The following is a 23,299-nucleotide window of genomic DNA, read 5'->3' as shown; positions in this document are numbered from 1 at the left end:
CTTAGGGGGGCCGTCGGCATGATCCGTAGCAAGGCTGGGGTTCCCTGCCCGACGAGGCTCCGGGCGAGGGTGCGGGCCAGGGTGCGCGACAGGGCGCACCGGGGAGTTCCCCGGTTGGCGCGCCGAGTCGAGGGACAGCGGTCCGGGCGCGTTCTCTCCCTGGGACTGCCGACCCTATGGGGAGCCTTCGCCATCACGTACAAACTGGCCTGCCCGCTCGCGCAGCAGGACGGCATGGGCGCACGTATCGTCAGCAGCGCCGTCTTCTTCGCCGTCGGCACCGGGCTCATAGCGCATGTACGCCGGGCGCTGCTCAGGGAGTTGCGCCAGATCCGTGAGGTCGCGGGGGCCGCGCAGAACGTGCTGCTCAGGCCGCTGCCGCCGCGCATCGAGGGGCTCGCCCTGGCCGCCGGACGGCTCTCCGCGTCGCGCGGCGCCTCCGTCGGGGGCGATCTCTACGAGGTGGCCGCCACCGACCACGGGGTCCGCGTGATCATGGGCGATGTGCGCGGTCACGGCCTCGCCGCCCTGGCCACCGTCGCCGCCGTCCTCGGCAGCTTCCGCGAGGCCGCACACGACGAGCCCGAACTGCCGCAGGTCCTGCGGCGGTTGGAGCGGGCGATGGGACGTCATCTGCGGGAGCGCTCCCGCGCCGAGCATCCGGCGAGCGGCGCTGCGGCGCCGGACAGCCCGCTGGCCGAGGAGTTCGTCACCGTACTGCTCCTGGAGATCGGTCAGGACGGCGAGATCTCGGCGCTCAACTGCGGCCATCCCTGGCCCCACCTGCTGAGTGGGCAGGCGCGCCCCCTGACGGACCGCGAACCGCTGCCGCCGCTCGGCCCGTTCCCGCTCCCCGCGGAGCTGCCCGTGCTGCGGTGCGGCCGGTTGCTGCCGGGACAGGCGCTCGTCCTGCACACGGACGGCGTGGAGGACGCGCGGGACGCGGCAGGGGCGTTCTTCCCGCTGCGGGACGAGCTGAGTGAGGCCGCCCGCGTCCCACCGGTCTCGCCGCAGTCCCTGATCCGCTCGCTCTACGCCGAACTCCTGCGGCACGCCGGGAAGTCGCCGTCCGACGACGCCGCGCTCCTCGTCCTGCGCAACGACCGGAAAAGAGTCCCCTCGCAGCACCCGGAGTCCGGGTGCAGGGCCGGGACGATGAGCTGAGCCGCGCGGTTCGCGCCGCCCGCCCCGCCATGGAGTTGTCGGGCAGACGGCGGGACGGACGGCGCCTGTGAGGGCCGCCGCACTGTACGAGGGGGAACCGGCGGCCCGGCCGGCCTCCTTAACTGATGAGGCATCTCAGTCAAGCGATTTCACCCCGCACGCGGCAGAGCGCACACCCCCCGGATCCGGGCACTCCGTTCACACCCCGTGTGAAGTCGCCTCCACTAATCTGAACAGCACCGAGCCACCGGAGGGCATCCATGCAGCCCAACACCCTGCTCGACGCGATCCTCGACGAAGCAGGCGTCTCTCACGCGGGACTTGCCGCACATGTGAACCAGGCAGGAAAGGCAAGAGGTCTCGCACTGCGGTACGAACACACCGCGGTGGCACGCTGGTTGAAGGGCCAGCGGCCGCGCGGGCAGGTCCCCGATCTGATCTGCGAGGTGCTCGCCGCCCGGCTGCAGCGACCCGTCACCCTCGACGACATCGGGCTCGGGGTGCCGGGACTGCCCGCCGTCCGCACCGGCTCGGCCTCCTCCACGCTCTCCGGCTTCGTCGAGCGCGCCACGGCCCTGTGGCGCTCCGACGAACAGCAGCGCCCGCACCTGCTCGGGGCGCCCGCCGTCACCGGCACCCCCGCCGTGATGCCGGTCTGGGAGTGGGAGAACCCGCCCGAGGACGTCGACGTCTCCCGCGGCGGCAGGCATCCCGTCAGCACGGCCGACATCGAGATGATGCGCGCCGCCCGCGCCCACTACGAGCAGATGTACCGCAAGACCGGCGGCATCGCGACGCGCACCCGCATCGTCGGCTTCCTCAACGCCGAGGCGGCGCCCCTGCTCCGGGGCAGCTACACCGACGAGATGGGCCGTCAACTGCACCGCTCCACGGGTGGGTTGGTGGCGATAGCGGGGATCTGCGCCTACGACTCCGACGCGCACGGCCTCGCGCAGCGCTACTTCCACCAGGCGCTGCGCCTCGCGAAGGCCAGCGGGGACAGAGGGCTCGGCGGATACGTCATCGCCCTCCTGGTCAACCAGTCGCTGTTCATGCGCGAATACCGCCAGGCCGTCGCGTTCGCCGAGGCGGCGCTGCGGGCCGCCGGCCGGGACCTCACCCCGGCGCTCGCCTCCGACCTGTACGCGATGCAGGCCAAGGCGTACGCGCACCTGGGCGACGGCAGGAGCGCGCTGTCCTGCATCCGGCGTGCGGAGGCCGCGGCCGACCGGATCCTGCGCGGCCGCGAGCCGGACGAGACGGGCTATGTCCAGCCCGGTCTGGTCAATGTGCAGGTGGCGGAGGCGCTGCTCAGCCTCGGAGATCTGACCAGCGCCCGCGAGCACGCGGCGGCGGCGGTGGTCACTCCGGCGCACGACCGGGGCAGGGTCCACCGGCTCGCCATGCTCAGCCAGATCGAACTGCGCCAGGGCAACACCGAAGAGGCGGTGGCCTCGGCGGTGGAAATGGCAGAACAGGCGCGGGGGATGGAGTCGCAGCGGCTGCGCGACCGGCTGCGCGCGGTGCGTGAGCACCTGGTACGCAGCGACTGCGCGGGGACGGCCGAGGCGGCGGAACTCATCGACGGGGCACTGCGCGTCCCGCTGTAGTGCGCTCGTGACGCGCGTCGTACGCCGCACCGACGGCGTTGTGCACACTCTGCTCTGAGAATCCTCCTGCTGCGATATTGCCATCTATTCAGCGGAAGGTGGCAGAACCGTGCAGTGGACGAAACAGAGCGAACAAACTGTGTATGGAAACCGATGGTTCACGGTCAATCTCGCAGATGTCGAGCTACCGAACGGCCGGCATCTCGACCACTTCCTCATAAGGATGCGGCCCGTGGCCGTGGCCACCGTCGTCAACGACGCCAATGAAGTGCTGCTGCTCTGGCGGCACCGCTTCATCACCGACAGCTGGGGCTGGGAGCTCGCGGCAGGCGTCGTCGAGGACGGCGAGGAGATCGCGTACGCGGCGGCACGCGAAATGGAGGAGGAGACCGGCTGGCGGCCGGGCCCGCTGCGGCACCTGATGAGCGTCGAGCCCTCGAACGGGCTCACCGACGCCCGGCACCACATCTACTGGTCCGACGAAGGGACCTACATCGGCCATCCCGAGGACGACTTCGAGTCGGACCGCCGCGAGTGGGTCCCGCTCAAGCTCGTCCCCGACATGGTCGCGCGCGGGGAGGTCCCGGCCGCCAACATGGCCGCGGCTCTCCTCCTCCTCCATCACCTGCGCCTCGGCCAGGACGCGCGCTAATGGCCGAGGGCCTGCCAGACCGCCACGGCGAGTGCCGCGACCGACGCGAGAGCGACGATCGTGGGCAAGGGCCAGCGCGTGTGTTCCAGGGCGGCGACCCGGGTCTCCAGGGCCTCCACGTTCTTGGCGGTCTGTTCGTCGTGCTGAGTGAGCAACGCCAGCCGTCCGTCGACGCGGGTCAGTCCCACGTCCTGGCTACGGCGTAACTCGGCGAGTTCTTCCGGGACCACGGCTATCTCGCCGTCGGTGGTCACGAGTCCACTCCTCTCTGTAGTGGCGCGTCCCCCCTTCATCCGCACAGGAAGTCAACTCGCCTGGTGGACAAGACGGGAGAGTGTGCGAAGGGCATATGCGAGCCCACTGCGCACACGGTGTGTGAACGCCGCGGGCCCGGCACTCGCAGGAGTGCCGGGCCCGTGTGTGACGGAGGGTGAGGTCCGTCGGGGTGCCTGTGCGTCAGGCGTACGTGTAGAAGCCCGAGCCGGACTTACGGCCGAGGCGGCCCGCGTCCACCATGCGCTGGAGCAGCGGGGGAGCGGCGTACAGCGGCTCCTTGTACTCGGCGTACATGGAGTCGGCGACCGAGGCGACCGTGTCGAGGCCGATCAGGTCGGCGAGCTTGAGCGGGCCCATCGGGTGGGCGCAGCCCATCTCCATGCCGTTGTCGATGTCCTCGCGCGAGGCGATGCCCGACTCGAACATCCGGATCGCGGAGAGCAGGTACGGGATGAGCAGCGCGTTGACCACGAAGCCCGAGCGGTCCTGGGCGCGGATCGCGTGCTTGCCGAGGATCTTCTCGACCATGACCTGGGCACGGCTGATGGTGCCCTCGGACGTGGTCAGGGCAGGGATCAGCTCGACGAGCTGCTGTACCGGCGCCGGGTTGAAGAAGTGGATGCCGATGACCTGGTCGGGACGGGAGGTCGCGACGGCCAGCTTCACCAGCGGGATGGAGGAGGTGTTGGAGGCGAGGATCGCGTCCTGCCGGGTCACCACCTGGTCGAGCACCTGGAAGATCTCGGTCTTGACCTGCTCGTTCTCCACCACGGCCTCGATGACCAGGTCACGGTCGGAGAACTCGCCGAGGTCGGTGGTGTAGCTCAGGCGGGCCAGGGTGGCGTCGCGCTCCTCCTCGGAGATCTTGCCGCGCTCGGCCGCCTTGGAGAGGGAGTTGTACAGCCGTGTACGGCCGATCTCCAGGGCCTCGCCGGTGGTCTCCGCGACCTTCACGTCGAGGCCGGAGCGGGCGCAGACCTCTGCGATTCCGGCGCCCATCTGGCCACAGCCCACCACTCCGACGCGTGAGATATCGGTCATGGAGTCGGTCACCTCGTGCCTTTCGCTGATCAACGGGGCAGGCAGGCCCCCCGTACGGATTCGGTGCCCGCCTCGGCCGTGAAGGTTACTCCGCAACGACGGGTGCATGACGGGCCGGGTCGGGCATGCTGTGCGCATCGGCAAGGGGTGCCGGTGCACAGCGAGCTCTGGGGGTGGACTGATGAGGCGTATGTCACGTCGGGGGTTCTCCGCGGTGGCGATCGCGACGGTGGCGGGTCTGGCGATGGCCGGGGACGCGGCGGCGATCGGCGAGCGGGGGCGCAAGAAGGGGCGCGAGCTGCGGGGCATGTGGCTGGCGAGCGTGGCCAACCGCGACTGGCCCTCCAAGCCAGGGCTGCCCGCGGCGCAGCAGCGCGCGGAGCTGCTCGCCTACCTGGACTCCGCGGTGAACCGGAGACTCAACGCGGTCGTCTTCCAGGTGAGACCCACCGCCGACGCGCTCTGGGCCTCGCCGTACGAGCCGTGGTCGGAGTTCCTCACCGGCGTGCAGGGCAAGGACCCGGGCTGGGACCCGCTGGGCACCGCGGTGAAGGAGGCGCACCGCAGGGGCCTCGAGCTGCACGCCTGGTTCAACCCCTTCCGGGTGGCGAATCACACCGATCCGTCCCGGCTGGTGCCCACACACCCCGCGCGCGTCCACCCGGACTGGGTGATTCCGTACGGCGGGAAGCTCTACTACAACCCGGGCCTGCCCGAAGTGCGCCGTTTCGTGCAGGACGCGATGCTCGACGCGGTGCGCAAGTACCCGATCGACGCGGTGCACTGGGACGACTACTTCTACCCGTATCCGGTAGCGGGCCAGGTCTTCGACGACGACGACGCCTTCGCGCGGTACGGCGGCGGCTTCCCCGACCGGGCCTCCTGGCGGCGCGACAACATCGACCGTCTGGTGCGCGAGATGGCGCGGCGGGTGAAGAAGGCCAGGCCCCGCACCCAGTTCGGGATCAGCCCGTTCGCGGTCTGGCGCAACATCGCGACCGACCCGACGGGATCGGACACCAGGGCGGGCGTGCAGACCTACGACGACCTGTACGCGGACACCCGCGGCTGGGTGGAGAAGGGCTGGCTGGACTACATCGTTCCGCAGGTCTACTGGAACATCGGCTTCGCCGCCGCGGACTACGCGAAGCTCGTCCCGTGGTGGAACGACGTCGTGCGCGGCACGGGCGTGCGCCTCTACGTCGGCGAGGCCCTCTACAAGGCGGGCGACCCCGCGCAGCCCGCCGCCTGGCAGGACCCGGCGGAACTGTCCCGCCACCTCACGTACGCCGAAGGCTTCCACGAGGTGCGCGGACACGTCTTCTTCTCGGCGAAGGAGGTGGGCGTCGACAAGATCGGCGCCATGGCGCGGGTGGTGGCCGACCACTACCAGGAGCCGGCCAAACCGCCGCGCTGAGCCCGGTGGGCTACGCCGGGTCCTGGTGCCGTACGACGGTGTCGGGGCCCGGCGACATCAGTGTCTCGTGACCGTCCTCGAAGCGGACGCGGTACGGCGGACCGCCGTCCGTGCCCAGTACCTCGACGATCTGTGCGACGCGGTCGTGCTGCCCGACGATCCTGCCGTGCACCACCAGCTCGTCGCCTACGGTTGCACGCATCTGGAGTGCCCCCTCGTCCCGCTCTGTCGACCGTTCCAGGGTCGCGATCCGTGGCCGCAAGTGTACGACGGGAGGCGGCAGTTGGGGCCTGTCGAACCGGTAACCCGTCAGCCGCGGGCCCGTTGGGTGACGGCGATGCAGACGAGCGCGGCGGCCGCGGTGAGCGGGGCGGCGACGGTGAGGTGCTCGCCGAGCAGGAACACCGACCAGACCAGGGTCAGGAGCGGCTGGGCGAGCTGCAGCTGACTCGCCTTGGGTACGCCGATGGCCGCCATGCCCCGGTACCAGACGACCAGGCCGAGGAACTGCGAGCCGATCGCGGAGTAGAGCAGGCCCGCCGTGCTGTGCCCGGTGAGCTGGAAGGACTCGTGCTGCAGGGCGACGCACGCCCCGACGGCGTTGAGCGGCAGGCAGAGGATCAGGCCCCAGCCGATGACCTGCCAGCCCGGCATCTCGCGGGCCAGGCGGCCGCCCTCGGTGTAGCCCGCCGCGCAGATCAGGAGCGCGCCGAAGAGGTAGAGGTCGGCGGTGGTCAGCGCTCCGCCGCTCTGCTGCACGGTGAAGGCGATGACCGCGGCGGCCCCGGCGAGCGCCGCCGTCCAGAAGGCGCGGGACGGCCGGGCGCCGGTGCGCAGCGCGGAGAAGACGGCGGTCGTCAGGGGGAGCAGCCCCACGACGACGGCCGCGTGCGCGGTGGTGGACGTCTGCAGCGCGAGCGTGGTCAGCAGGGGGAAGCCGACGACGACACCGGCGCCGACCACCGCGAGCCCCGCCCAGTGGCGGCGGTCGGGGACCGGGACGCGCAGGGCGAGCAGACAGCCGGCCGCGATGAGCGCGCTGAGCACGCCCCGCAGCGTCACGAGGCTCCAGGGGCCGATGCCCTCAAGGCCCCAGGCGGTGGCCGGGAAGGTGAGCGAGAAGGCGGTGACGCCGAGGGCGGCGAGCAGGGTGCCGGTGCGGCGTGAGCCGTGCGCGGTGGTGCCGGGTGTCTCCGCGGCCTCGACCGCTATCCGGGTCGGACGAGTAGCGCTATCCTGTGCTGTCATGCATGACGGTAGCAGTGTGAGCGAATTGGCGAAACAGCTGCGAGATGAGCTGGACCGCTACTCTCCAGGTGGAAAGCTCCCATCGAGCCGGGCCCTGGTCGAGCGGTTCAGGGTCAGCCCGGTGACCGTGTCGCGGGCCCTGGGGCAGCTGGCCGCCGAGGGGCTCGTCGTCACCCGGCCCGGCGCGGGGGTCTTCCGCGCCGAGCCGCAGGCCGCCGCGGCCCCGGCCGGTGACACGTCCTGGCAGGAGGTGACGCTGAGCGCCGACGCCGCGGCGGAACCGGTGCCGCGCGCTGTCGACGCCTCCGGCGTCCTGGTCACCCTGGCCGCGCCCGCGCCCGGCGTCATCGAGTTCAACGGCGGCTATCTGGACGCCTCGCTCCAGCCCGAGCGCGCCATGGCGGCGGCGCTCGCCCGCGCGGGACGGCGGCCCGGCGCGTGGGGGCGGCCGCCCGTCGACGGCCTCACGGAGCTGCGGGAGTGGTTCGCGCGGGGGATCGGCGGGGCGATCACGGCCGCCGAGGTGCTCATCACGGCGGGCGGGCAGAGCGCCCTGACGACGGCGCTGCGGGCGCTCGCCCCGCCCGGCGCCCCCGTGCTCGTCGAGTCGCCCACCTACCCGGGAATGCTGGCCATCGCCCGCGCCGCGGGCCTGCGCCCGGTGCCGGTCCCGGTGGACACCGACGGCGTGCGCCCCGACCTGCTCGATGCGGCGTTCCGGGCGACGGGGGCGCGGGTCCTGGTGTGCCAGCCGCTCTTCCAGAACCCGACGGGTGCGGTGCTGTCCGCCGCGCGCCGCCCCGAGGTGCTGCGGATCGCCCGCGCGGCGGGCGCGTTCGTCATCGAGGACGACTTCGTACGCCGACTGGTGCACGAGGACGCGGGGCCGCTGCCGAGGCCGCTCGCCTCCGACGACCGCGACGGCGTCGTCGTGCACGTCTGCTCGCTCACCAAGGCCACGTCGCCGAGCTTCCGGGTGAGCGCGCTCGTCGCCCGCGGTCCCGTCCTCGAACGGCTGCGCGCCATCCAGGTCGTCGACCACTTCTTCGTGCCGCGCCCCTTGCAGGAGGCGGCGCTCGAACTGGTGGGCTCGCCCGCCTGGCCGCGCCATCTGCGGGCCGTGGCGGGCGAGTTGAAGGACCGCAGGGACGCGATGGCGGCGGCGCTGCGGCTGCGCTTCCCCGAGTTCGCGGCGCCGCACGTCCCGGCGGGCGGCTACCACCTGTGGCTGCGCATGCCCGACGGCACGAACGAGGCGGCGCTGGTCTCCGCGGCCCTGCGCGCGGGCGTCGCCGTCGCCCCGGGGCGGCCGTACTTCGCGGCCGAACCCCCGGCGGCGTACCTCAGGCTGAGCTTCGCGGGCGTCGCGGGGAGGGGGGAGATCGCGGAGGGCGTACGCAGGCTCAGGGCCGCCTGCGACGAAGTCCTCGGGTGAGCCCGGGCCCGGTGCGACCGGACCAGGTGGCCGGTCCGCCCGGCGAAACGGGCTCGACGGCGCGTCGGCCGGCTGGCAGGGTCGGGGGATGAGCGACAGCACAGGACCCGGCATGGCCGACGGCTACGAGATGTCCGCCGACCCCGCCCGCATCGACGCCGCGCGCGTCCACCGGTGGCTCTCCACCGACGCCTACTGGGCGCTCGGACGGACCCGCGAGAAGCAGGACGCGGCGATCGCGGGCTCGGTCAACTTCGGCGTCTACGACGAGGCTTCGGGCGAACAGGTCGCCTACGCCCGCGTGGTGACCGACCGGGCCACCTTCGCCTGGCTCTGCGACGTGTACGTCGACCCGGCCGCCCGCGGCAAGGGACTCGGCACCGCCCTCGTCGCCGGGGTCCGCGCGCACCTGGAGCCGTTCGGCGTGCGCCGGATCCTGCTCGCCACGGCCGACGCGCACGGCGTCTACGAGAAGCTCGGCTTCGCGCCCCTGGAGAACCCGGAGAAGTGGATGGCGCTCGGCAACCAGTGAGCACGCCCCGGTTGAGCCCTTGACCTGCGCTCCCGCGCGCCCCAACATCACCGCATGCACGCTCGCGTCACACTCATCGCCGCCGCGCGGAGCGGCTCACTGCTCGCGGAGCGCTTCGACGACGACCGGCCGCTCGACCAGGCGGGGTGGCACGAGGTGCGGTCCGCCGCCCCCGCGCTCCTGCCGCTCGGCGTCGCCGAGTTGCGCTACTGCTCGCCCACCGCGCGCAGCCGCGCCACCGGCGACGCGCTGGGCTTCTGCCCGCTCGCCCAGCCCGCGCTGCGCGACTGCGACATGGGGCGGTGGCGCGGCCTGACCCTCGCCGAGGTCACCGCGCGCGAACCGGCCGCCGTCGACGCCTGGCTGAGCGACCCGCGCTCGGCGCCGCACGGCGGCGAGTCGCTGCTCGCCTTCATCTCACGGATCGGCGGCTGGCTCGACACCCGTCCGGTCGGCGACGGCGCCAGGATCCTCGCGGTCGCCGAGCCGGCCGTGGTGCGCGCGGCACTCGTCCACGGCCTGAAGGCGCCCCCGTCGACGTACTGGAACGTCGACATGCGCCCGCTCTCCACCGTCACCCTGACCGGCCACGGCGGGCGCTGGAACCTGCGGCTGGACGCGCCGGTACCCGTACGTACTCCGTGATCAGCAGCAGGTCCTTGGCGGGCCCGCCGACCCGCCACCGGGTCCGCCAGTGGTCCTCGTCGGCCACCTCGAAATCGCCGCGGTAGAGGTCGGCGGCGCACGGGTGGTCCGCCGTGTGGCGGCCGGTGCGCAGGTCGAGGTCGTGGAAGGGGCGCCCGTCGGCGAACTCGACGCGGGCGGTGCCCGGTACCTCGCCCGGCAGGAAGCGCAGGGTGCGCTCGGCGGGCCGTGCGGTGCCGTGCCAGGTGAAGGTGCCCGACTCGTGGTGGAGGAGGCCGCCCTCGTCCGGCGCGGGCAGCGGGGTGAAGCGCACGGTGCCGCTGAAGTGGCCTTCGGAGCCGTCGGCGAGGTCGCGGACGGTGCGTTCCACGTGCCAGGTGCCCGCGAGGTGGACGAGGGCGTCCGGTACGGGGTGGTGGGCTGCGGCGTCCGGTAGGGGGTGCTGGTCGGCGTCCCGTCGTGAGGTCATCGCGGGCTCCAGTCCGTCTGGATCGCCCAGAGCTGCGCCCCGGCCATCAGGGCGTCGGTCGCCGGTGCCTTGATCCGTCCGTACTCCTCAAGGGTGCCGACGCTCCGCGCGAGCCGCCGCTTGAAGGCGCCCCACGCCTCGCGGGCCACGCGGTCCGCGCGCAGGTAGTCCCGGAAGAGCAGCGCGTACTGGGCGTTCGAGCGGCCGTCCACGCGCAGATGGACGTTGCAGCGGCGGGCGCCCACCGGGGGCGCGAAGACCAGCTTGCGGCCGGGGTGGCCGAACGAGATCTCGGAGCGGTTCCACGGCTCGGGACGGCAGCGGAAGCCGATCGCCGCGAGCCGTGGCACGACCTGCTCCTCGTCCAGGGAGGCCACCCGCACCTGCACGTCGACGCAGTCCTTGGCCGCGAGCCCCGGCACGGCCGTCGAGCCCACGTGGTCGACGGCGACCGCGAGACCGCCGAGTGCGGGGCGCAACCGCTCCGCGACGCGCGCGAACTCCCCGGGCCAGGTGTCCTGAGAGTCCACGACCGTCAGCGGGTGGGCACTCTCATCGGGGAAGGGCATGCCGTCGAGGCTACGTCCCGCCGCGCGCCGCCCCGGCGACCGGGCTACCGGTCGACCACGGAGAGGCTCCGCTCGTCGTACCGCGTGCCCGCGACCCCGCCCGCGGGGGCCGCCGCGTCGATCGCGGCGAGCTCGTCGGCGGACAGCTCGATCGCGACCGCGGCGAGGTTCTCCTCCAGGTACGCCTGGCGGCGCGTGCCGGGGATCGGCACCACGTCGTCGCCGCGGTGCTGCACCCAGGCGAGCGCGAGCTGCCCCGCCGTGACGCCCTTCGCGGCGGCGAGCTCGTCCAGCGTCCGCACGATCCTCAGGTTCCGCTCCAGGTTGCCGTCGGTGAAGCGGGGCTGGGTGCGCCGCAGATCGTCCTCGGGCAGCCCGTCGAGCGTGGTGTAGCGGCCGGTGAGGAAGCCTCGGCCGAGCGGCGAGAACGGCACGATGCCGATGCCGAGTTCACGGCAGACCGGCACGATCTCCGCCTCCAGGTCCCTGGTCCACAGCGACCACTCGCTCTGGAGCGCGGCGATCGGGTGCACGGCGTGCGCCCGCCGGATCGTGCGCGCGCTCGCCTCGGAGAGCCCGAGGTGGCGCACCTTGCCCGCCTCGACCAGCTCGGCCATCGCGCCGACGGTCTCCTCGATCGGCACCGACTTGTCCACCCGGTGCAGGTAGTACAGGTCGATGTGGTCGACGCCCAGGCGCCGCAGCGAGGCGTCGCACGCCTCGTGGACGTACGCCGCGTCGCCCCGGATGTCCAGGGGCTCGCCCAGCCGGTTGGCGAAGCCGAACTTGGTGGCGATGACGGCCTGTTCGCGCCGGGGCCCGGCGAGCGCGCGGCCGAGGAGCTGCTCGTTGTGGCCGGAGCCGTAGAAGTCGGAGGTGTCGAGCAGGGTGGTGCCGAGGTCGAGGGCACGGTGGATCGTCGCCATCGACTGAGCGTCGTCCGACGTGCCGTAGCCATGGCTCATCCCCATGCACCCGAGCCCCTGCGCCGAGACGGTCAGTGCGCCGAGGCGTCGCGTGGGAAGGCTGGTCATGGTGAAACCTCCTGGGTCGTTCCCGATGAACGTGCATGACCTTATGAGTTGGAGAGAACTCCAGGTCAACCGGGCCGCGGCGGCCTTTCAGCGGGGCGCGGCGGCTGGAGATCCACAGCAGGCAAGTAGGGCTTTCCCCCGGGGAGTTCGGGCGGAGAGCCCGATGGTCCGGCCCCGGGCGCGCTCCTACTGTCGTGATCAGCACTTCCGCTCACACGTTCGCCCGAACGTCCACCCACCGGAACGCACCAAGGAGCACGATGCGCATCGCGTCAGCAGTCACCGCGGGCCTCGGCCTCGCAGGACTCCTCGCCACGGGGGCCGCGGCCGCCCCGCACGACTCGCCGCGCGGCCCTCGCGAGGCCGTGAACTGGGGCGCCTGCTCCGCCGCGCAGAAGGAGCTGAACGAGGCGGGCGCGCAGTGCGCGAAGGTGGCCGTTCCGCTCGACTACAGCGACCCCCGCGGCCGTACGATCGACATCGCGATCTCCCGGATCAAGGCGAAGTCGCCCGGTAAGCGGCGCGGCATCCTGCTCTCCAACCCGGGCGGCCCCGGCGGCACGGGCCTGGCCACCACCCTCTCCCTGCGCCCCACCTTGAAGGACGTCGCGGACCGCTACGACCTGATCGGCTTCGACCCGCGCTTCCTCGGCGAGAGTACCCCGCTCACCTGCGGCCCCGCGCCGCGCCCCGTCCCGCCGGGGGAGACCACCACGCCGCGCGAGGACTTCGACGCCGCGACGCGCGCCGCCCGCGACACCGCGCGCCGCTGCCAGGAACACGGCGACAACGCCGCGCTCCTTCCGCACGCCTCGACCCGCAACGTCGCCCGCGACATGGACGCGATCCGCGCCGCGCTGGGCGAGCGCAGGATGTCGTACTACGGGGTCTCGTACGGAGCGGACCTGGGCGCCGTCTACACGCAGATGTTCCCGCGCCGGGCCGACCGGATCGTGATCGACTCGTCGACCGACCCGGCCGCCACGCAGTACGAGCTGTTCCAGCGGTCGGGGGCGCCCGCGGAGGCGGCCCTGTCCCCCGGCGTGCGGGCCGACATGGAGAAGCTCCTCGCCCGCGCGGAGCGGCACCCCATCCCGGTCGCCGGGCAGCGCCTTGACGCGAAGCTGGTGCGGCTCATGTTCAAGCAGCTCGTGCAGCACGAGGAGAACGACGGACAACTCGCGGGCATGGTCGACGACTTGACGAGGGCGGCCGCCGGTGAGGAGGTCGAGCCCGGGCCCGCCCTCGCCGCGATGCTGGCGTTCCTCAACTCGCCCGAGGTGGAGAACAGCATGCTCGGCGGCGCGATGTTCATGTGCGGCGACGGCGGCTGGCCCGCGGGCGGCTGGCCCAAGGACCCGGAGACGTACTGGAAGAACATGGAGCGCAGCCGGGCCGACCAGCCGGTCTTCGGGCCCTATGTGAACTCGATGATCGCTCCGTGCGCGTTCTGGGACTCGGAGCCCCGCGAGCCCGGCACGAAGGTCGACAACAAGGTGCCCGTCCTGATGCTCCAGGCCCGCCTGGACAACAACGTCCCCTACGAGGGCGCGCTCGCGCTGCACCGCAAGCTCAAGGGATCCCGGCTGCTCACGGCCGACATCCGCTCGCACGGCGTGTACGGCCGTGGCAGTGCGGGGCTCACGCCCGTCCCGTGCGCCGACCGGACCGTCAACGCGTACCTGCGCGACGGCAAGCTGCCCGCCGCCGACGTGACCTGCGCGCACCCCGACGAGAAGACGGGGGCACAGCGATGATCACCAGACGTGCCGGACTCGCGGCCACCGCAGCGGCGTTGCTCGGCGGGGCGGTCGCGACGACGGAGGCGAGGGCCTCCGAGCCCCGGGCGCGCCGCTCGGGCCCTGCCGGTTCTCCCCTCCAGAAGAACGTCGAAGCCATCCGGGCCGCCGGAGTGTCCGGTGTCATCGCCGAGGTGCAGGGCGCGCACGGGAGCACGCGGGCCCGCGCGGGCGTCGCCGAGCTCGGATCGCGGGGACCGGTGCCCCACGACGCGTACTACCGGATCGGCAGCGACACCAAGACCTTCACCGCCACCGTCGTCCTCCAACTCGTCGGCGAGGGACGCCTGAAGCTCACCGACACCGTCGAACGGTGGCTGCCGGGAGTCGTCAGGGGCCACGGCAACGACGGCCGCCGGATCACCGTCGCCAACCTGCTGCGGCAGACCAGCGGCCTCAACGACTACTTCGCCGTCGGCGCTGACCCCGGCGAGTTCACGCCCGACGCCTACCGCCGCAACCGGTTCCGCGCGCAGCGACCCGAGGAGCAGGTGGCGGCGGCCGTCGGCGAGCCGCCGGGGTGGCTGCCCGACGCCGACGACCCGGCGGGGGAGCGGCGTTGGGGCTACTCCAACACCAACTACGTCGTGGCCGGGCTGGTCGTCGAGGCGGTCACGGGACGTCCCTGGGCCCAGGAGGTGCACGAGCGGATCATCGAACCGCTCGGCCTGCGCCACACGTTCACGCCGGGCACGTCGCCCTACCTGCCGCTGCCGACCGCCACCGGATACACGTACTTCCCGAAGGAGACCGGGCCCACCGACACGACCGTCGGCCAGGGCGGGGGAGCGGACGGCTGCGTCATCTCGACGACCCACGACCACGGGCTGTTCCTGCGGGCCCTGTTCGGCGGACGGCTGCTGCGCCCGGCCCAACTGGCGGCGATGCGCGAGACGGTGCCCGCCCCCGACTGGATCCCGGCACCCGGCGTCCGCTACGGGCTCGGCATCGCCTGGCGACCGGTACCGGGGATCGCCGACGGCATCTGGTTCCACGGCGGCACCAGCCTCGGCTGCGTCTCCGAGTGCGCCGTCACGTCAGACGGCGCCACGGCCGTGACCAGCGCCGCGTTCACCTTGCGCCTCGGCGGCCCGGAGCAGGAGGAGCAGTCGGTGCGGACTCTGCGGATGGTGGAGGAGGCGTTGCGCTGACGGGGGGTGGTGTGTCGTGTCCGGACCGGTGGGTCCGGGGGACGCGGGGGTCTCGGGGGACGTGGGGGACGTGGGGGATGTGGTGGCTGTGGGGGTCCGGCGTGGCAGTCGGGTCGCCATGAGCGCGCCGAGCGCCGCGACCACCGCGGGCGCCGTGAGTGTCTGGGCCATCGCGGCCACGAAGTCATCTGGGACCGGCGGGCTCGGTGGGCTTGGTGGATGCGGGGGATGTGGTGGCCGTGGCGGCGCGGCGTGCCAGTCGGGCCGCCGCGAGCGCCCCGAGTACCGCGAGCACCGCGAGTGTCGGGGCCACCGGTGCCATGAAGTCACCTGGGTCCGGCGGGCTCGGCGGGCTCGGCGGGCTTGGTGGACGCGGGGGACGCGGGGGATGTGGTGGCCGTGGGGGTCCGGCGCGGCAGTCGGGCTGCCGCGAGCGCGCCGAGCGCCGCGACCACCGCGAGCACCGTGAGCGTCGGGCCCATCGCGGCCACGAAGTCACCGTCGTTCCAGCGCGGCGCCGGGTCGCCGGGCCGCGTGGTGGCCGGGGCGAGGAGGGTCATCAGGGCCGTCGCGAGAGCGACGCCCAGCGCGGGGCCGACGTTCATCGCCGTCTGCTGGAGCCCGCCCGCGACTCCGGCCTCGCCCACCGGGGCATGCCGTACGACCACGGTGGTCGCGGCCACCATCACGGTGCCGAACCCGGCGCCGACCAGCAGGAACCCGCCGCCGACGGCCACGGTCCCGGGATCGGGGCCGAGGCGCGACAGGACGAGCACGCCGACCGTGAGCACCGCCATCGCCGCCGTGATCGTCCGCCGCGGCCCGTGCGCGCGCAGCAGTACGGCCGCGAGCGGCGCGGCCACCACCATCATCACGGCGAGGGGCAGCGCCTGGACGGCGCTGCGCAGCGGGTCGAGCGCGAGGACGTCCTGAAGGAAGTACGTGCCGACGAAGAGCGTCCCGAACATCGCGGCGGACGCGGCGAGCAGAATGCAGAGCGCAGGACCGACGGCGGCGGAGGCGACCAGTCCGGGCGACACGAGGGGCCCGTGCGTACGCCGCTCGTGCCGGACGAACGCACCGCCCGCGCCCGCCACCACCAGGAGCCCCGCCGCGGCCCCCGCCGTCGGTCCCGCATCGGCGACGGCGACCAGCGTGTGCACGAGAGCGGCCAGAGTCACCGCGAGCAGCACGGCACCCGGCACGTCGAGCCGGGGCGCGGGACCCGGGCGGCGCGGCGCGGGCACCCGGACCAGCAGGGCGATGACGCCGATCGCGAGCGCGGGCACGACGTTGAGGAAGAAGACGGCACGCCAGCCCAGGTGGGTGGCGAGCGCGCCGCCGAGCAGCGGGCCCGTGGCGGCCGCGAGCCCGATGGCGCTGGTCCGCAGCGCGATGGGCATGGCGATCTTCTCGGGCGGGTACGCGGCCCGCAGCATCCCGAGGGTGGCGGGCTGGAGCAGGGCGCCGCAGACGCCCTGGACGACGCGCAGCGCGATCACCCAGCCGATGCCGGACGCGAGCCCGATGCCCGCCGAGGCGAGCGCGAAGCCGAGGGTGCCGACGGCGAAGAGTCGCCGGTGCCCGTACCGGTCGCCGAGCCGTCCGGCGAAGACGAGCAGGCTCGCCACGGCGATGAGGTAGCCGGTGCTCGTCCACTGCACCTGCGCGAAGGAGGCGTCCAGGTCGCGTTGCAGGACGGGCTGGACGACGGTCAGCACGGTGCCGTCCAGGGCGACGATCATGGCACCGAGGACGCTGCACCCCAGCGTGAGGCCGCGCTGGAGCCGGTCGGGCGCGGATGTGGTGCTCATCGCGGCTCCGGTCCGAGATGGGCGTCGAGGGCCGCGTCGAGCAGCGCCTCCGCGTGCTCGGCACCCGACGCGAGACGCAGGCTGCCCCACTCCCACAGTTGCGCGATGCCGTGCAGGTTCGCCCAGAGCGCGCCCGCGACGACACGGGCCCCGGGACCCCCTTCGGGCGTCGGGCGCGCCTCGGCGACCAGGCCGACCAGCACGTCGAACAGCGGCAGGCTGGTCTCGCGCAGGCCGAGTTCGTTGCTCTCCAGGAGGTCGTGGCGGAACATCAGCTCGAACATGCCGCGGTGGGCCGCCGCGAAGTCGAGGTAGGCCCCGCTCAGCGCCCTGAGCCGCGCCCGCGCACTCGCCCCGCCCGCCGCTCTCCCCGCCTTCTCCGTCTCGGCCGCCAGCTCGGCGAAGCCCCGCCGGGCGATGGCGGACAGGAGCGCCACGTGCGTGGGGAAGTACCGCCTGGGTGCCCCGTGCGAGACGCCCGCCCTGCGGGCGATCTCCCGCAGGGTGAGGGCCCCCACCCCCTGCGCGGCCACGAGTTCGACGCCCACGTCCACAAGCCGGGCCCGCAGCCCGGCGTCCTGTTCGCTCATAGACACTGTCTACCGCACCACGTAGACAGTGTCTACTTCGAACACGAGTCCCAGGCCCCCTGTCCGCGAGGGGGGAGGTAGGAGGTATCTTGATGTCGAGAAATGTTGCAGACGCGGAGCGGAGCACCCGGTGACTGACTCGACCATCATCTACACCCACACTGACGAGGCCCCGGCCCTGGCGACCCATTCGTTCTTGCCGGTGGTCCAGGCCTACGCCTCGACGGCGGGTGTCAGCGTGGAGACCCGCGACATCTCGCTCGCGGGCCGCATCATCGCGAGCTTCCCCGAGCGCCTCGAGGAGAACCAGCGGATCTCCGACGCCCTCGCGGAGCTCGGCGAGCTGGCCAAGACCCCCCAGGCCAACATCATCAAGCTGCCGAACATCTCGGCCTCGATCCCGCAGCTCAAGGCGGCCATCGCCGAGCTGCAGGGCCAGGGCTACGCGCTCCCCGACTACCCGGACGACCCCAAGACCGACGAGGAGCGCGACACCCGCGCCCGCTACGACAAGGTCAAGGGCAGCGCCGTCAACCCGGTCCTGCGCGAGGGCAACTCCGACCGCCGCGCCCCCGCGTCGGTCAAGAACTACGCCAAGGCCCACCCGCACCGCATGGGCGCCTGGACGGCCGACTCCAAGACGAACGTCGCCACCATGGGCGCCGACGACTTCCGCTCCACCGAGAAGTCCGCGGTGATCTCCGAGGCCGGTTCGCTGCGCATCGAGCTCGCCGGTGAGGACGGCTCCACCACCGTCCTGCGCGAGTCCGTACCGGTCCTGGCCGGCGAGGTCGTCGACGCCTCCGTCATGCGCGTCGCCCAGCTGCGCGAGTTCCTCACCGCGCAGGTCGCCCGCGCCAAGGCCGAGGGCGTGCTCTTCTCGGTGCACCTCAAGGCCACGATGATGAAGGTCTCGGACCCGATCGTCTTCGGCCACGTGGTCCGCGCCTTCTTCCCGAAGACCTTCGCCGCGTACGGCGAGACCCTGGCCGCCGCGGGTCTGACCCCGAACGACGGTCTCGGCGGCATCTACAAGGGCCTCGAGTCCCTCCCCGAGGGCGAGAAGATCAAGGCGTCCTTCGAGGCCGAGCTGGCCGAGGGCCCCGAGCTCGCCATGGTCGACTCCGACAAGGGCATCAGCAACCTGCACGTCCCGAGCGACGTCATCGTCGACGCCTCCATGCCGGCCATGATCCGCACCTCCGGCCACATGTGGGGCCCGGACGGCGACGAGCACGACACCCTCGCGGTCCTCCCGGACAGCAGCTACTCCGGCGTGTACCAGGTCGTCCTCGACGACTGCCGCGCCAACGGCGCCTTCGACCCCTCGACGATGGGCTCGGTCCCCAACGTCGGTCTGATGGCGCAGAAGGCCGAGGAGTACGGCAGCCACGACAAGACCTTCGAGGTCGCCGCCGCGGGCACCGTCCGCGTCGTCGACGGCGCCGGGAACGTCGTCCTGGAGCAGTCCGTCGCCGCCGGTGACATCTTCCGCATGTGCCAGACCAAGGACCTGCCGATCCAGGACTGGGTCAAGCTCGCTGTCACGCGCGCCCGCGCCACCGGCACCCCGGCCGTGTTCTGGCTGGACGAGAACCGCGCGCACGACGCCGTGCTCATCGAGAAGGTCGCGGCCTACCTCGCCGAGCACGACACCGCAGGGCTCGACATCAAGATCATGTCGCCGGTCGAGGCCACCGCGTTCTCGCTCAAGCGCATCCGCCGCGGCGAGGACACCATCTCCGTCACCGGCAACGTCCTGCGTGACTACCTCACCGACCTGTTCCCGATCCTGGAGCTCGGCACCAGCGCCAAGATGCTCTCGGTGGTCCCGCTGATGAACGGCGGCGGCCTCTTCGAGACGGGCGCCGGCGGCTCCGCGCCGAAGCACGTCCAGCAGCTGGTCAAGGAGGACTACCTGCGCTGGGACAGCCTGGGCGAGTTCCTCGCCCTCGCGGTCAGCTTCGAGCACCTCGCCACCACGACGGGCAACGCGCGCGCCCAGGTGCTCGCCGACACCCTCGACCGCGCGACCGGCACGTTCCTGAACGAGAACAAGTCGCCGAGCCGCAAGCTCGGTGGCATCGACAACCGCGGCAGCCACTTCTACCTCTCCCTGTACTGGGCGCAGGAGCTGGCCAAGCAGACCGACGACGCGCAGCTCGCGGAGGCGTTCGCGGCCCTGGCCAAGACGCTGACCGAGCAGGAGCAGACCATCGTCGACGAGCTCGTCGCGGTGCAGGGCAACCCGGTCGACATCGGCGGCTACTACCGGCCCGACGCCGCCAAGGCGACGGCCGTCATGCGCCCGTCGGCCACGTTCAACCAGGCGCTGTCGACCCTGAGCTGACACACGTGAGCCGACGCGTCTGAGTCGGCCCGTGCCACCACGTCCGCCCCGGCCGGGTTCTCCCCGGCCGGGGCGGACGCGTAGGTACGGGACGGTGCCTCAGGCGTCCCGCGCCCGCAGCGCCGGACCACCGAGGAGGAGCGGGCCCGCCCACTGCCGCCAGTCGGGGTCGGCGAGCGGTGGCAGGGCGGAGAACAGCGCCGGTAGCCCGACCAGGGCCGCGACGGCAAGATGGAGCACCGAGCTGCGGCCGCTCGCGCCGTGGGACCGGCTCCAGGACCGTCCGGCCCTCGGACCGGCGACGCTACGACCGGCGCTTGGGCTTGCCCCGCTTGGCGGTCGGCTTGCCCGACTTGGCCCGTGCGGTGCCGCCGCCCCCGCGCGCGGCCTTGCCCGCACCCGACTTCCCCGAGCCGGACTTCCCCGAGCCCGGCTTGCCCCCACCGGACGGCTTCCGCCGCGCGCCGCCCGCCGTCTCCGGGCGCTTGTCCTTCTGCTGCGCCTGCGCCGACGCCTGCGTGCGTCCCCGCGAGCTGTTCACCGTGCGTCCGCGCACGATCCCGATGAAGTCCTCCACCAGGTCCGTGGTCGCGTCCTCGGGCCAGGACAGCGCGACGCGCGACTCCGGCGCGTCGGAGACCGGCCGGTAGGTGAGGTCCTTGCGGTGGTGCAGCCGGGCGAGCGACTGGGGTACGACGAGCACGCCGATGCCCGCCGCCACCAGTTCCACGGCGTCCTCGGTCGTGGCGGGCCGCTCGTTCGCGGGCAGTCCGGGCCGCCGCTCCCACTCCAGGACGTCGTCGAGCGGATGGAGCACGATCTCGTCGGCGAGGTCATCGGCGGACACCTCGTCGACCGCCGCCACGACGTGGTCCTTGGGGACGATCACCACGGTCGTCTCGGTGTAGAGGGGGATCGCGCTGAGCGCCGTACGGTCGATGGGCAGCCGGACGAATCCGGCGTCGGCCCCGCCGCCGCGCAGCACGTCGGGGGCTTCGGCGGCGGACACCGTGTGGAGCGTCAGCGGGACGTCGGGCTGCCGCTCGTTCCAGATACGCACCCATTTGGCGGGTGTCACGCCCGGGACGTAGGCGAGCCGGAACGAGGGGGATACATCCGAGCCTGTCACCTCGCCAGGCTACCCGGCGTGGTCGGGAGTAGCGCACACGCTCGATACCCTTGACCCATGACGTCGCACCAGACCACCCAGACCATGAAGCCCGCGACCGCGGCGAAGAAGCTGGGTGTGTACCTCCAGGCCACACCCGCCGAGTTCCAGGAGGGTGTCGTCTCGCGCGCCGAGCTCGCCGCGCTGCAGGCCGACCCGCCCGAGTGGCTCCAGGAGCTGCGGCGCAACGGCCCGCACCCTCGCCCCGTGGTCGCGGCCAAGCTGGGCGTCTCCATCGCGGGTCTGGCCCGTGGCGGAGTCACCGAGCCGCTCACCACGGAGCAGATCGAGGCCCTGAAGCAGGAGTTCCCCTCGTGGCTGCGCCAGGAGCGCGCCACCCAGGCCGAGGTCCGCAAGGAGACGGTCCGCATCAAGGAGAAGCACAAGGAGCAGAAGGACCGGGCCGAGGACCAGGGCCGGGACCAGTAGGAACGGCCGCCCGGCCCGCGCGGGCACGGACGAGCGCCAAGCGCTCCAGGCGAAGAGCGCCCCGGAGCCGAGCCAGGCCAGGGTGAGCGGCACGTGAGGTCGCGCTTCGCGGGGTGCGCGAGGCCCGCGGTGCCGCCCGCCGCCCAGGACAGCCAGACCGCCGCGATCGCGACGGCGGTGACGGCGGGCCTCGGCGGCAGGCGGAGCGGCCCGGAACCGCCGTCGCCCGTCCGCCCGGCGCACGCGTCGGGCCACCGTCGGCGCGGATGCGCGGGGAGCGCCACGGCGAGGCCGAGCCCCATGCCCACGAAGCGGATCTGCACACGGCGTAGGGGAGCAGCGGCACGAGGAAGCCCGTGCCCACCCAGGCGCAGAAGACCAGCGGCCGCCCGGGGAGCCGCGCCCCCAGGGCCGTACCAGCGCCAGTGCGACCGCGATCCCGGTCGCCGCCATGCCGACTCACCTTGATCACCAGATAGGGCGTCAGCGCCAGCGCGGCTCCGTATCCACCGAGCCGCCCGGCCCGGTCCCACAGGTCCATGCGAACTCCCTTTGCGCGGTGCGGAGTTCAAGCCTGTGTGCGGGCGGGCGGCCGGGCATCGGCCGACCGGATACCTCCGGGGCCTACGCGCCGCGGCGCAGCAGCTGGGCCGAGAGGTGGTGCTGCAACGGCTGTCCGACCGCCGCGAGGTCGTGCGCGAAGTCCAGCGTGTCGGCGTCGGTGAGTGTGTAACGGCGGCGGGTGGCGTCGACCTCCTTGGCCGTGGGCGTGCGCGCCACCTCGTGGGTCGCGATGTCCACCGTGCCGTCCGCGGCGCGGCCGACCGCGATCTCCGCGATGCCGGTGGGCTGGGTGATCAGTGCCTCGACGCGGCCGTCTGCCTGCAACCGCCACCAGCCGCTCTCGCGGGCGGAGGGGCGCAGCGGCGCACCGTCGGCGTCGAGCAGCCAGGCCCGGGCCTGATAGTGCAGGAAGGGGCGGCCGTCGTGGCTGAAGGTCACTTCCTGGGCGTACGAGAAGTCCGCTTCGAGCGTGGGGTACTCGCCGCGCCCACGGCCGTGCCAGGTGCCGAGGAGACCGAGCACCGGCGCGAGGAGGGGATGCGGCGCGGGCGCCTTGTCGGGGCGGTGTCCGTCGGGGAACGGGTGCCCGGGTACGGGGTCGAACATGAAGGGCGCTCCTGAAGTCTGGGCTGGGGCCTGGTCCCAGGCCGCGGCTGATGCCGAGGGAAGCCTAGGGCCGTCACCCGTCGGCCAGCGGCCACGGGTGAGTGCCGCGGTTGGCGGGAACTGCCGACCGCGGCACTCACCCGCGCGCGGGCAGAGCGGCCTCAGTCCCTCGCCGGGCGCAGTTCGACGTCCTGCCGGTCGCTCGCGAGGAAGGTCGGCACGGGCAGCCCGCTACGGGTGTTCAGATGCATCAAGGTCGCCTCGACCTCGGCGGATCCGGGCTTCAGGGACGTCCCGTTCCCGGGCCTCTCGTGGTTCACCCAGGTGTGCTCGGCGCCGTCGCACCGAGCGGCCGTCCCGCCGATGCCGTGCCGCACGGAGCCCTGCCGCACCGTCGACGACACGAACACCGGTCCCGGGGCGGACCGCGGAGAACAGCGGTAGGTCCCGGAGACGGTGACCGCCCCGTCCCGGGAAACGGTCCCCTCCGCGTCGGTGGTCACCGCCCCGGACCCGATCGTGATCGCGTCCGCCGGACCCGTCACTCCCGTCAACAGCCCCGCAGCGACCACGGCACTCGCGGCGACAAGACTTCCTCGCACTGGCACGACTCCTCGTCGTAGGCATTCCGATGCGCCTGTGCCGGGACCCTGGTGATCACCGGCGCGCATGCGCTGACCAACGCGCCGACCGGGCATGACGACACGTGTCGTGGACCGACCGCGTGACGGACCGC

The 23,299-nt window shown here is 72.9% G+C and carries 25 protein-coding genes; 11 read left to right on the top strand and 14 right to left on the bottom strand.

Going from position 1 to position 23,299, the window contains the following annotated elements:
* The first annotated feature begins 18 nt into the window (after positions 1-18).
* From KY5_RS06995 to KY5_RS06985, 3 genes are all read left to right on the top strand, one after another.
* Complete coding sequence (locus KY5_RS06995; RefSeq protein WP_098241387.1) at positions 19-1,164, top strand: PP2C family protein-serine/threonine phosphatase; 1,146 nt, start codon at positions 19-21, stop codon at positions 1,162-1,164.
* A 260-nt stretch (positions 1,165-1,424) separates the two neighbouring features.
* Positions 1,425-2,774 carry a transcriptional regulator gene (locus KY5_RS06990; protein ID WP_098241386.1) on the top strand — a complete coding sequence of 450 codons (1,350 nt, stop codon included), beginning with the start codon at positions 1,425-1,427 and terminating at the stop codon, positions 2,772-2,774.
* A gap of 109 nt (positions 2,775-2,883) precedes the next feature.
* Entirely contained in the window at positions 2,884-3,426 is a 543-nt protein-coding gene (locus KY5_RS06985) for an NUDIX hydrolase (protein ID WP_098241385.1), read from the top strand.
* Here the strand turns inward: KY5_RS06985 and KY5_RS06980 are convergent.
* Complete coding sequence (locus KY5_RS06980; protein WP_098241384.1) at positions 3,423-3,680, bottom strand: hypothetical protein; 258 nt, start codon at positions 3,678-3,680, stop codon at positions 3,423-3,425. The two genes, KY5_RS06985 and KY5_RS06980, sit on opposite strands and share 4 nt — an antisense overlap.
* Before the next feature lie 202 nt (positions 3,681-3,882).
* The gene (locus KY5_RS06975) at positions 3,883-4,743 is read right to left on the bottom strand and encodes a 3-hydroxybutyryl-CoA dehydrogenase (RefSeq protein WP_098247098.1); all 861 of its coding nucleotides are present in this window, start codon (positions 4,741-4,743) and stop codon (positions 3,883-3,885) included.
* A gap of 181 nt (positions 4,744-4,924) precedes the next feature.
* Between KY5_RS06975 and KY5_RS06970 the strand changes: the two genes are divergently transcribed.
* On the top strand, positions 4,925-6,160 hold the full coding sequence (locus KY5_RS06970) for a glycoside hydrolase family 10 protein (RefSeq protein ID WP_098241383.1): 1,236 nt from the start codon (positions 4,925-4,927) through the stop codon (positions 6,158-6,160).
* Positions 6,161-6,170: 10 nt separating this feature from the next.
* Here KY5_RS06970 and KY5_RS06965 read toward each other — a convergent pair whose 3' ends face one another.
* Positions 6,171-6,362 (bottom strand): DUF1918 domain-containing protein, encoded by a 192-nt coding sequence (locus tag KY5_RS06965; RefSeq protein WP_098241382.1) that lies wholly within the window; start codon positions 6,360-6,362, stop codon positions 6,171-6,173.
* Between the two features lie 107 nt (positions 6,363-6,469).
* Entirely contained in the window at positions 6,470-7,408 is a 939-nt protein-coding gene (locus tag KY5_RS06960; RefSeq protein ID WP_098241381.1) for a DMT family transporter, read from the bottom strand.
* Here KY5_RS06960 and KY5_RS06955 point away from each other — a divergent pair.
* The 3 genes from KY5_RS06955 (at position 7,407) to KY5_RS06945 (ending at position 10,020) form a co-directional block, all read left to right on the top strand.
* Positions 7,407-8,843: a PLP-dependent aminotransferase family protein gene (locus tag KY5_RS06955; RefSeq protein ID WP_098241380.1), complete on the top strand. Its 1,437-nt coding sequence runs from the start codon at positions 7,407-7,409 to the stop codon at positions 8,841-8,843. The two genes, KY5_RS06960 and KY5_RS06955, sit on opposite strands and share 2 nt — an antisense overlap.
* 88 nt (positions 8,844-8,931) lie before the next feature.
* A complete protein-coding gene (locus tag KY5_RS06950; RefSeq protein ID WP_098241379.1) occupies positions 8,932-9,375 on the top strand; it encodes a GNAT family N-acetyltransferase in 444 nt (147 codons plus the stop codon).
* Between the two features lie 54 nt (positions 9,376-9,429).
* The gene (locus tag KY5_RS06945; protein WP_098241378.1) at positions 9,430-10,020 is read left to right on the top strand and encodes a histidine phosphatase family protein; all 591 of its coding nucleotides are present in this window, start codon (positions 9,430-9,432) and stop codon (positions 10,018-10,020) included.
* Here KY5_RS06945 and KY5_RS06940 read toward each other — a convergent pair.
* Genes KY5_RS06940 through KY5_RS06930 form a run of 3 tightly spaced genes read right to left on the bottom strand, consistent with a single transcriptional unit; the run spans position 9,950 to position 12,092 of the window.
* Positions 9,950-10,489, bottom strand: coding sequence for a DUF6314 family protein (locus tag KY5_RS06940; protein ID WP_098241377.1), 540 nt, complete (start codon positions 10,487-10,489; stop codon positions 9,950-9,952). The genes KY5_RS06945 and KY5_RS06940 overlap by 71 nt on opposite strands.
* Complete coding sequence (locus KY5_RS06935) at positions 10,486-11,058, bottom strand: GrpB family protein (RefSeq protein WP_098241376.1); 573 nt, start codon at positions 11,056-11,058, stop codon at positions 10,486-10,488. The genes KY5_RS06940 and KY5_RS06935 overlap by 4 nt, the downstream gene beginning before the upstream one ends.
* A gap of 44 nt (positions 11,059-11,102) precedes the next feature.
* Positions 11,103-12,092 carry an aldo/keto reductase gene (locus tag KY5_RS06930; protein WP_098241375.1) on the bottom strand — a complete coding sequence of 330 codons (990 nt, stop codon included), beginning with the start codon at positions 12,090-12,092 and terminating at the stop codon, positions 11,103-11,105.
* A 260-nt stretch (positions 12,093-12,352) separates the two neighbouring features.
* Between KY5_RS06930 and KY5_RS06925 the strand changes: the two genes are divergently transcribed.
* Entirely contained in the window at positions 12,353-13,849 is a 1,497-nt protein-coding gene (locus KY5_RS06925; RefSeq protein WP_098241374.1) for an alpha/beta hydrolase, read from the top strand.
* Complete coding sequence (locus tag KY5_RS06920; RefSeq protein ID WP_098241373.1) at positions 13,846-15,042, top strand: serine hydrolase domain-containing protein; 1,197 nt, start codon at positions 13,846-13,848, stop codon at positions 15,040-15,042. The genes KY5_RS06925 and KY5_RS06920 overlap by 4 nt, the downstream gene beginning before the upstream one ends.
* Before the next feature lie 184 nt (positions 15,043-15,226).
* Here the strand turns inward: KY5_RS06920 and KY5_RS41720 are convergent, their stop codons facing one another.
* The 3 genes from KY5_RS41720 to KY5_RS06905 are packed head-to-tail and all read right to left on the bottom strand — an operon-like array spanning position 15,227 to position 17,446.
* Positions 15,227-15,364 carry a hypothetical protein gene (locus tag KY5_RS41720; RefSeq protein ID WP_159072500.1) on the bottom strand — a complete coding sequence of 46 codons (138 nt, stop codon included), beginning with the start codon at positions 15,362-15,364 and terminating at the stop codon, positions 15,227-15,229.
* A gap of 4 nt (positions 15,365-15,368) precedes the next feature.
* Positions 15,369-16,856, bottom strand: a complete 1,488-nt coding sequence (locus tag KY5_RS06910; protein WP_098241372.1) for an MFS transporter — start codon at positions 16,854-16,856, stop codon at positions 15,369-15,371.
* The gene (locus KY5_RS06905; protein WP_098241371.1) at positions 16,853-17,446 is read right to left on the bottom strand and encodes a TetR/AcrR family transcriptional regulator; all 594 of its coding nucleotides are present in this window, start codon (positions 17,444-17,446) and stop codon (positions 16,853-16,855) included. The genes KY5_RS06910 and KY5_RS06905 overlap by 4 nt, the downstream gene beginning before the upstream one ends.
* Before the next feature lie 130 nt (positions 17,447-17,576).
* On the opposite strand from KY5_RS06905, the gene KY5_RS06900 reads away from it, so the two are divergent.
* On the top strand, positions 17,577-19,796 hold the full coding sequence (locus KY5_RS06900; protein ID WP_098241370.1) for an NADP-dependent isocitrate dehydrogenase: 2,220 nt from the start codon (positions 17,577-17,579) through the stop codon (positions 19,794-19,796).
* A 99-nt stretch (positions 19,797-19,895) separates the two neighbouring features.
* Here KY5_RS06900 and KY5_RS41715 read toward each other — a convergent pair whose 3' ends face one another.
* Positions 19,896-20,036, bottom strand: coding sequence for a hypothetical protein (locus KY5_RS41715; protein WP_159072499.1), 141 nt, complete (start codon positions 20,034-20,036; stop codon positions 19,896-19,898).
* Positions 20,037-20,100: 64 nt separating this feature from the next.
* A complete protein-coding gene (locus KY5_RS06895; protein WP_098241369.1) occupies positions 20,101-20,925 on the bottom strand; it encodes a LysR family substrate-binding domain-containing protein in 825 nt (274 codons plus the stop codon).
* 57 nt (positions 20,926-20,982) lie between these two features.
* Between KY5_RS06895 and KY5_RS06890 the strand changes: the two genes are divergently transcribed.
* Entirely contained in the window at positions 20,983-21,393 is a 411-nt protein-coding gene (locus tag KY5_RS06890; RefSeq protein WP_098241368.1) for a DUF5997 family protein, read from the top strand.
* A gap of 624 nt (positions 21,394-22,017) precedes the next feature.
* Here KY5_RS06890 and KY5_RS06885 read toward each other — a convergent pair.
* Both KY5_RS06885 and KY5_RS06880 read right to left on the bottom strand, forming a co-directional pair.
* A complete protein-coding gene (locus KY5_RS06885) occupies positions 22,018-22,563 on the bottom strand; it encodes an FABP family protein (protein WP_098241367.1) in 546 nt (181 codons plus the stop codon).
* Positions 22,564-22,724: 161 nt separating this feature from the next.
* Positions 22,725-23,165 carry a DUF6299 family protein gene (locus KY5_RS06880; RefSeq protein WP_234362636.1) on the bottom strand — a complete coding sequence of 147 codons (441 nt, stop codon included), beginning with the start codon at positions 23,163-23,165 and terminating at the stop codon, positions 22,725-22,727.
* Positions 23,166-23,299 lie beyond the last annotated feature (134 nt).

This window comes from Streptomyces formicae (assembly GCF_002556545.1).
GTDB lineage: Bacteria > Actinomycetota > Actinomycetes > Streptomycetales > Streptomycetaceae > Streptomyces > Streptomyces formicae_A.
Note: the sequence above shows the minus strand (reverse complement) of the source record. Positions and strands in the feature narration are given on the sequence as shown.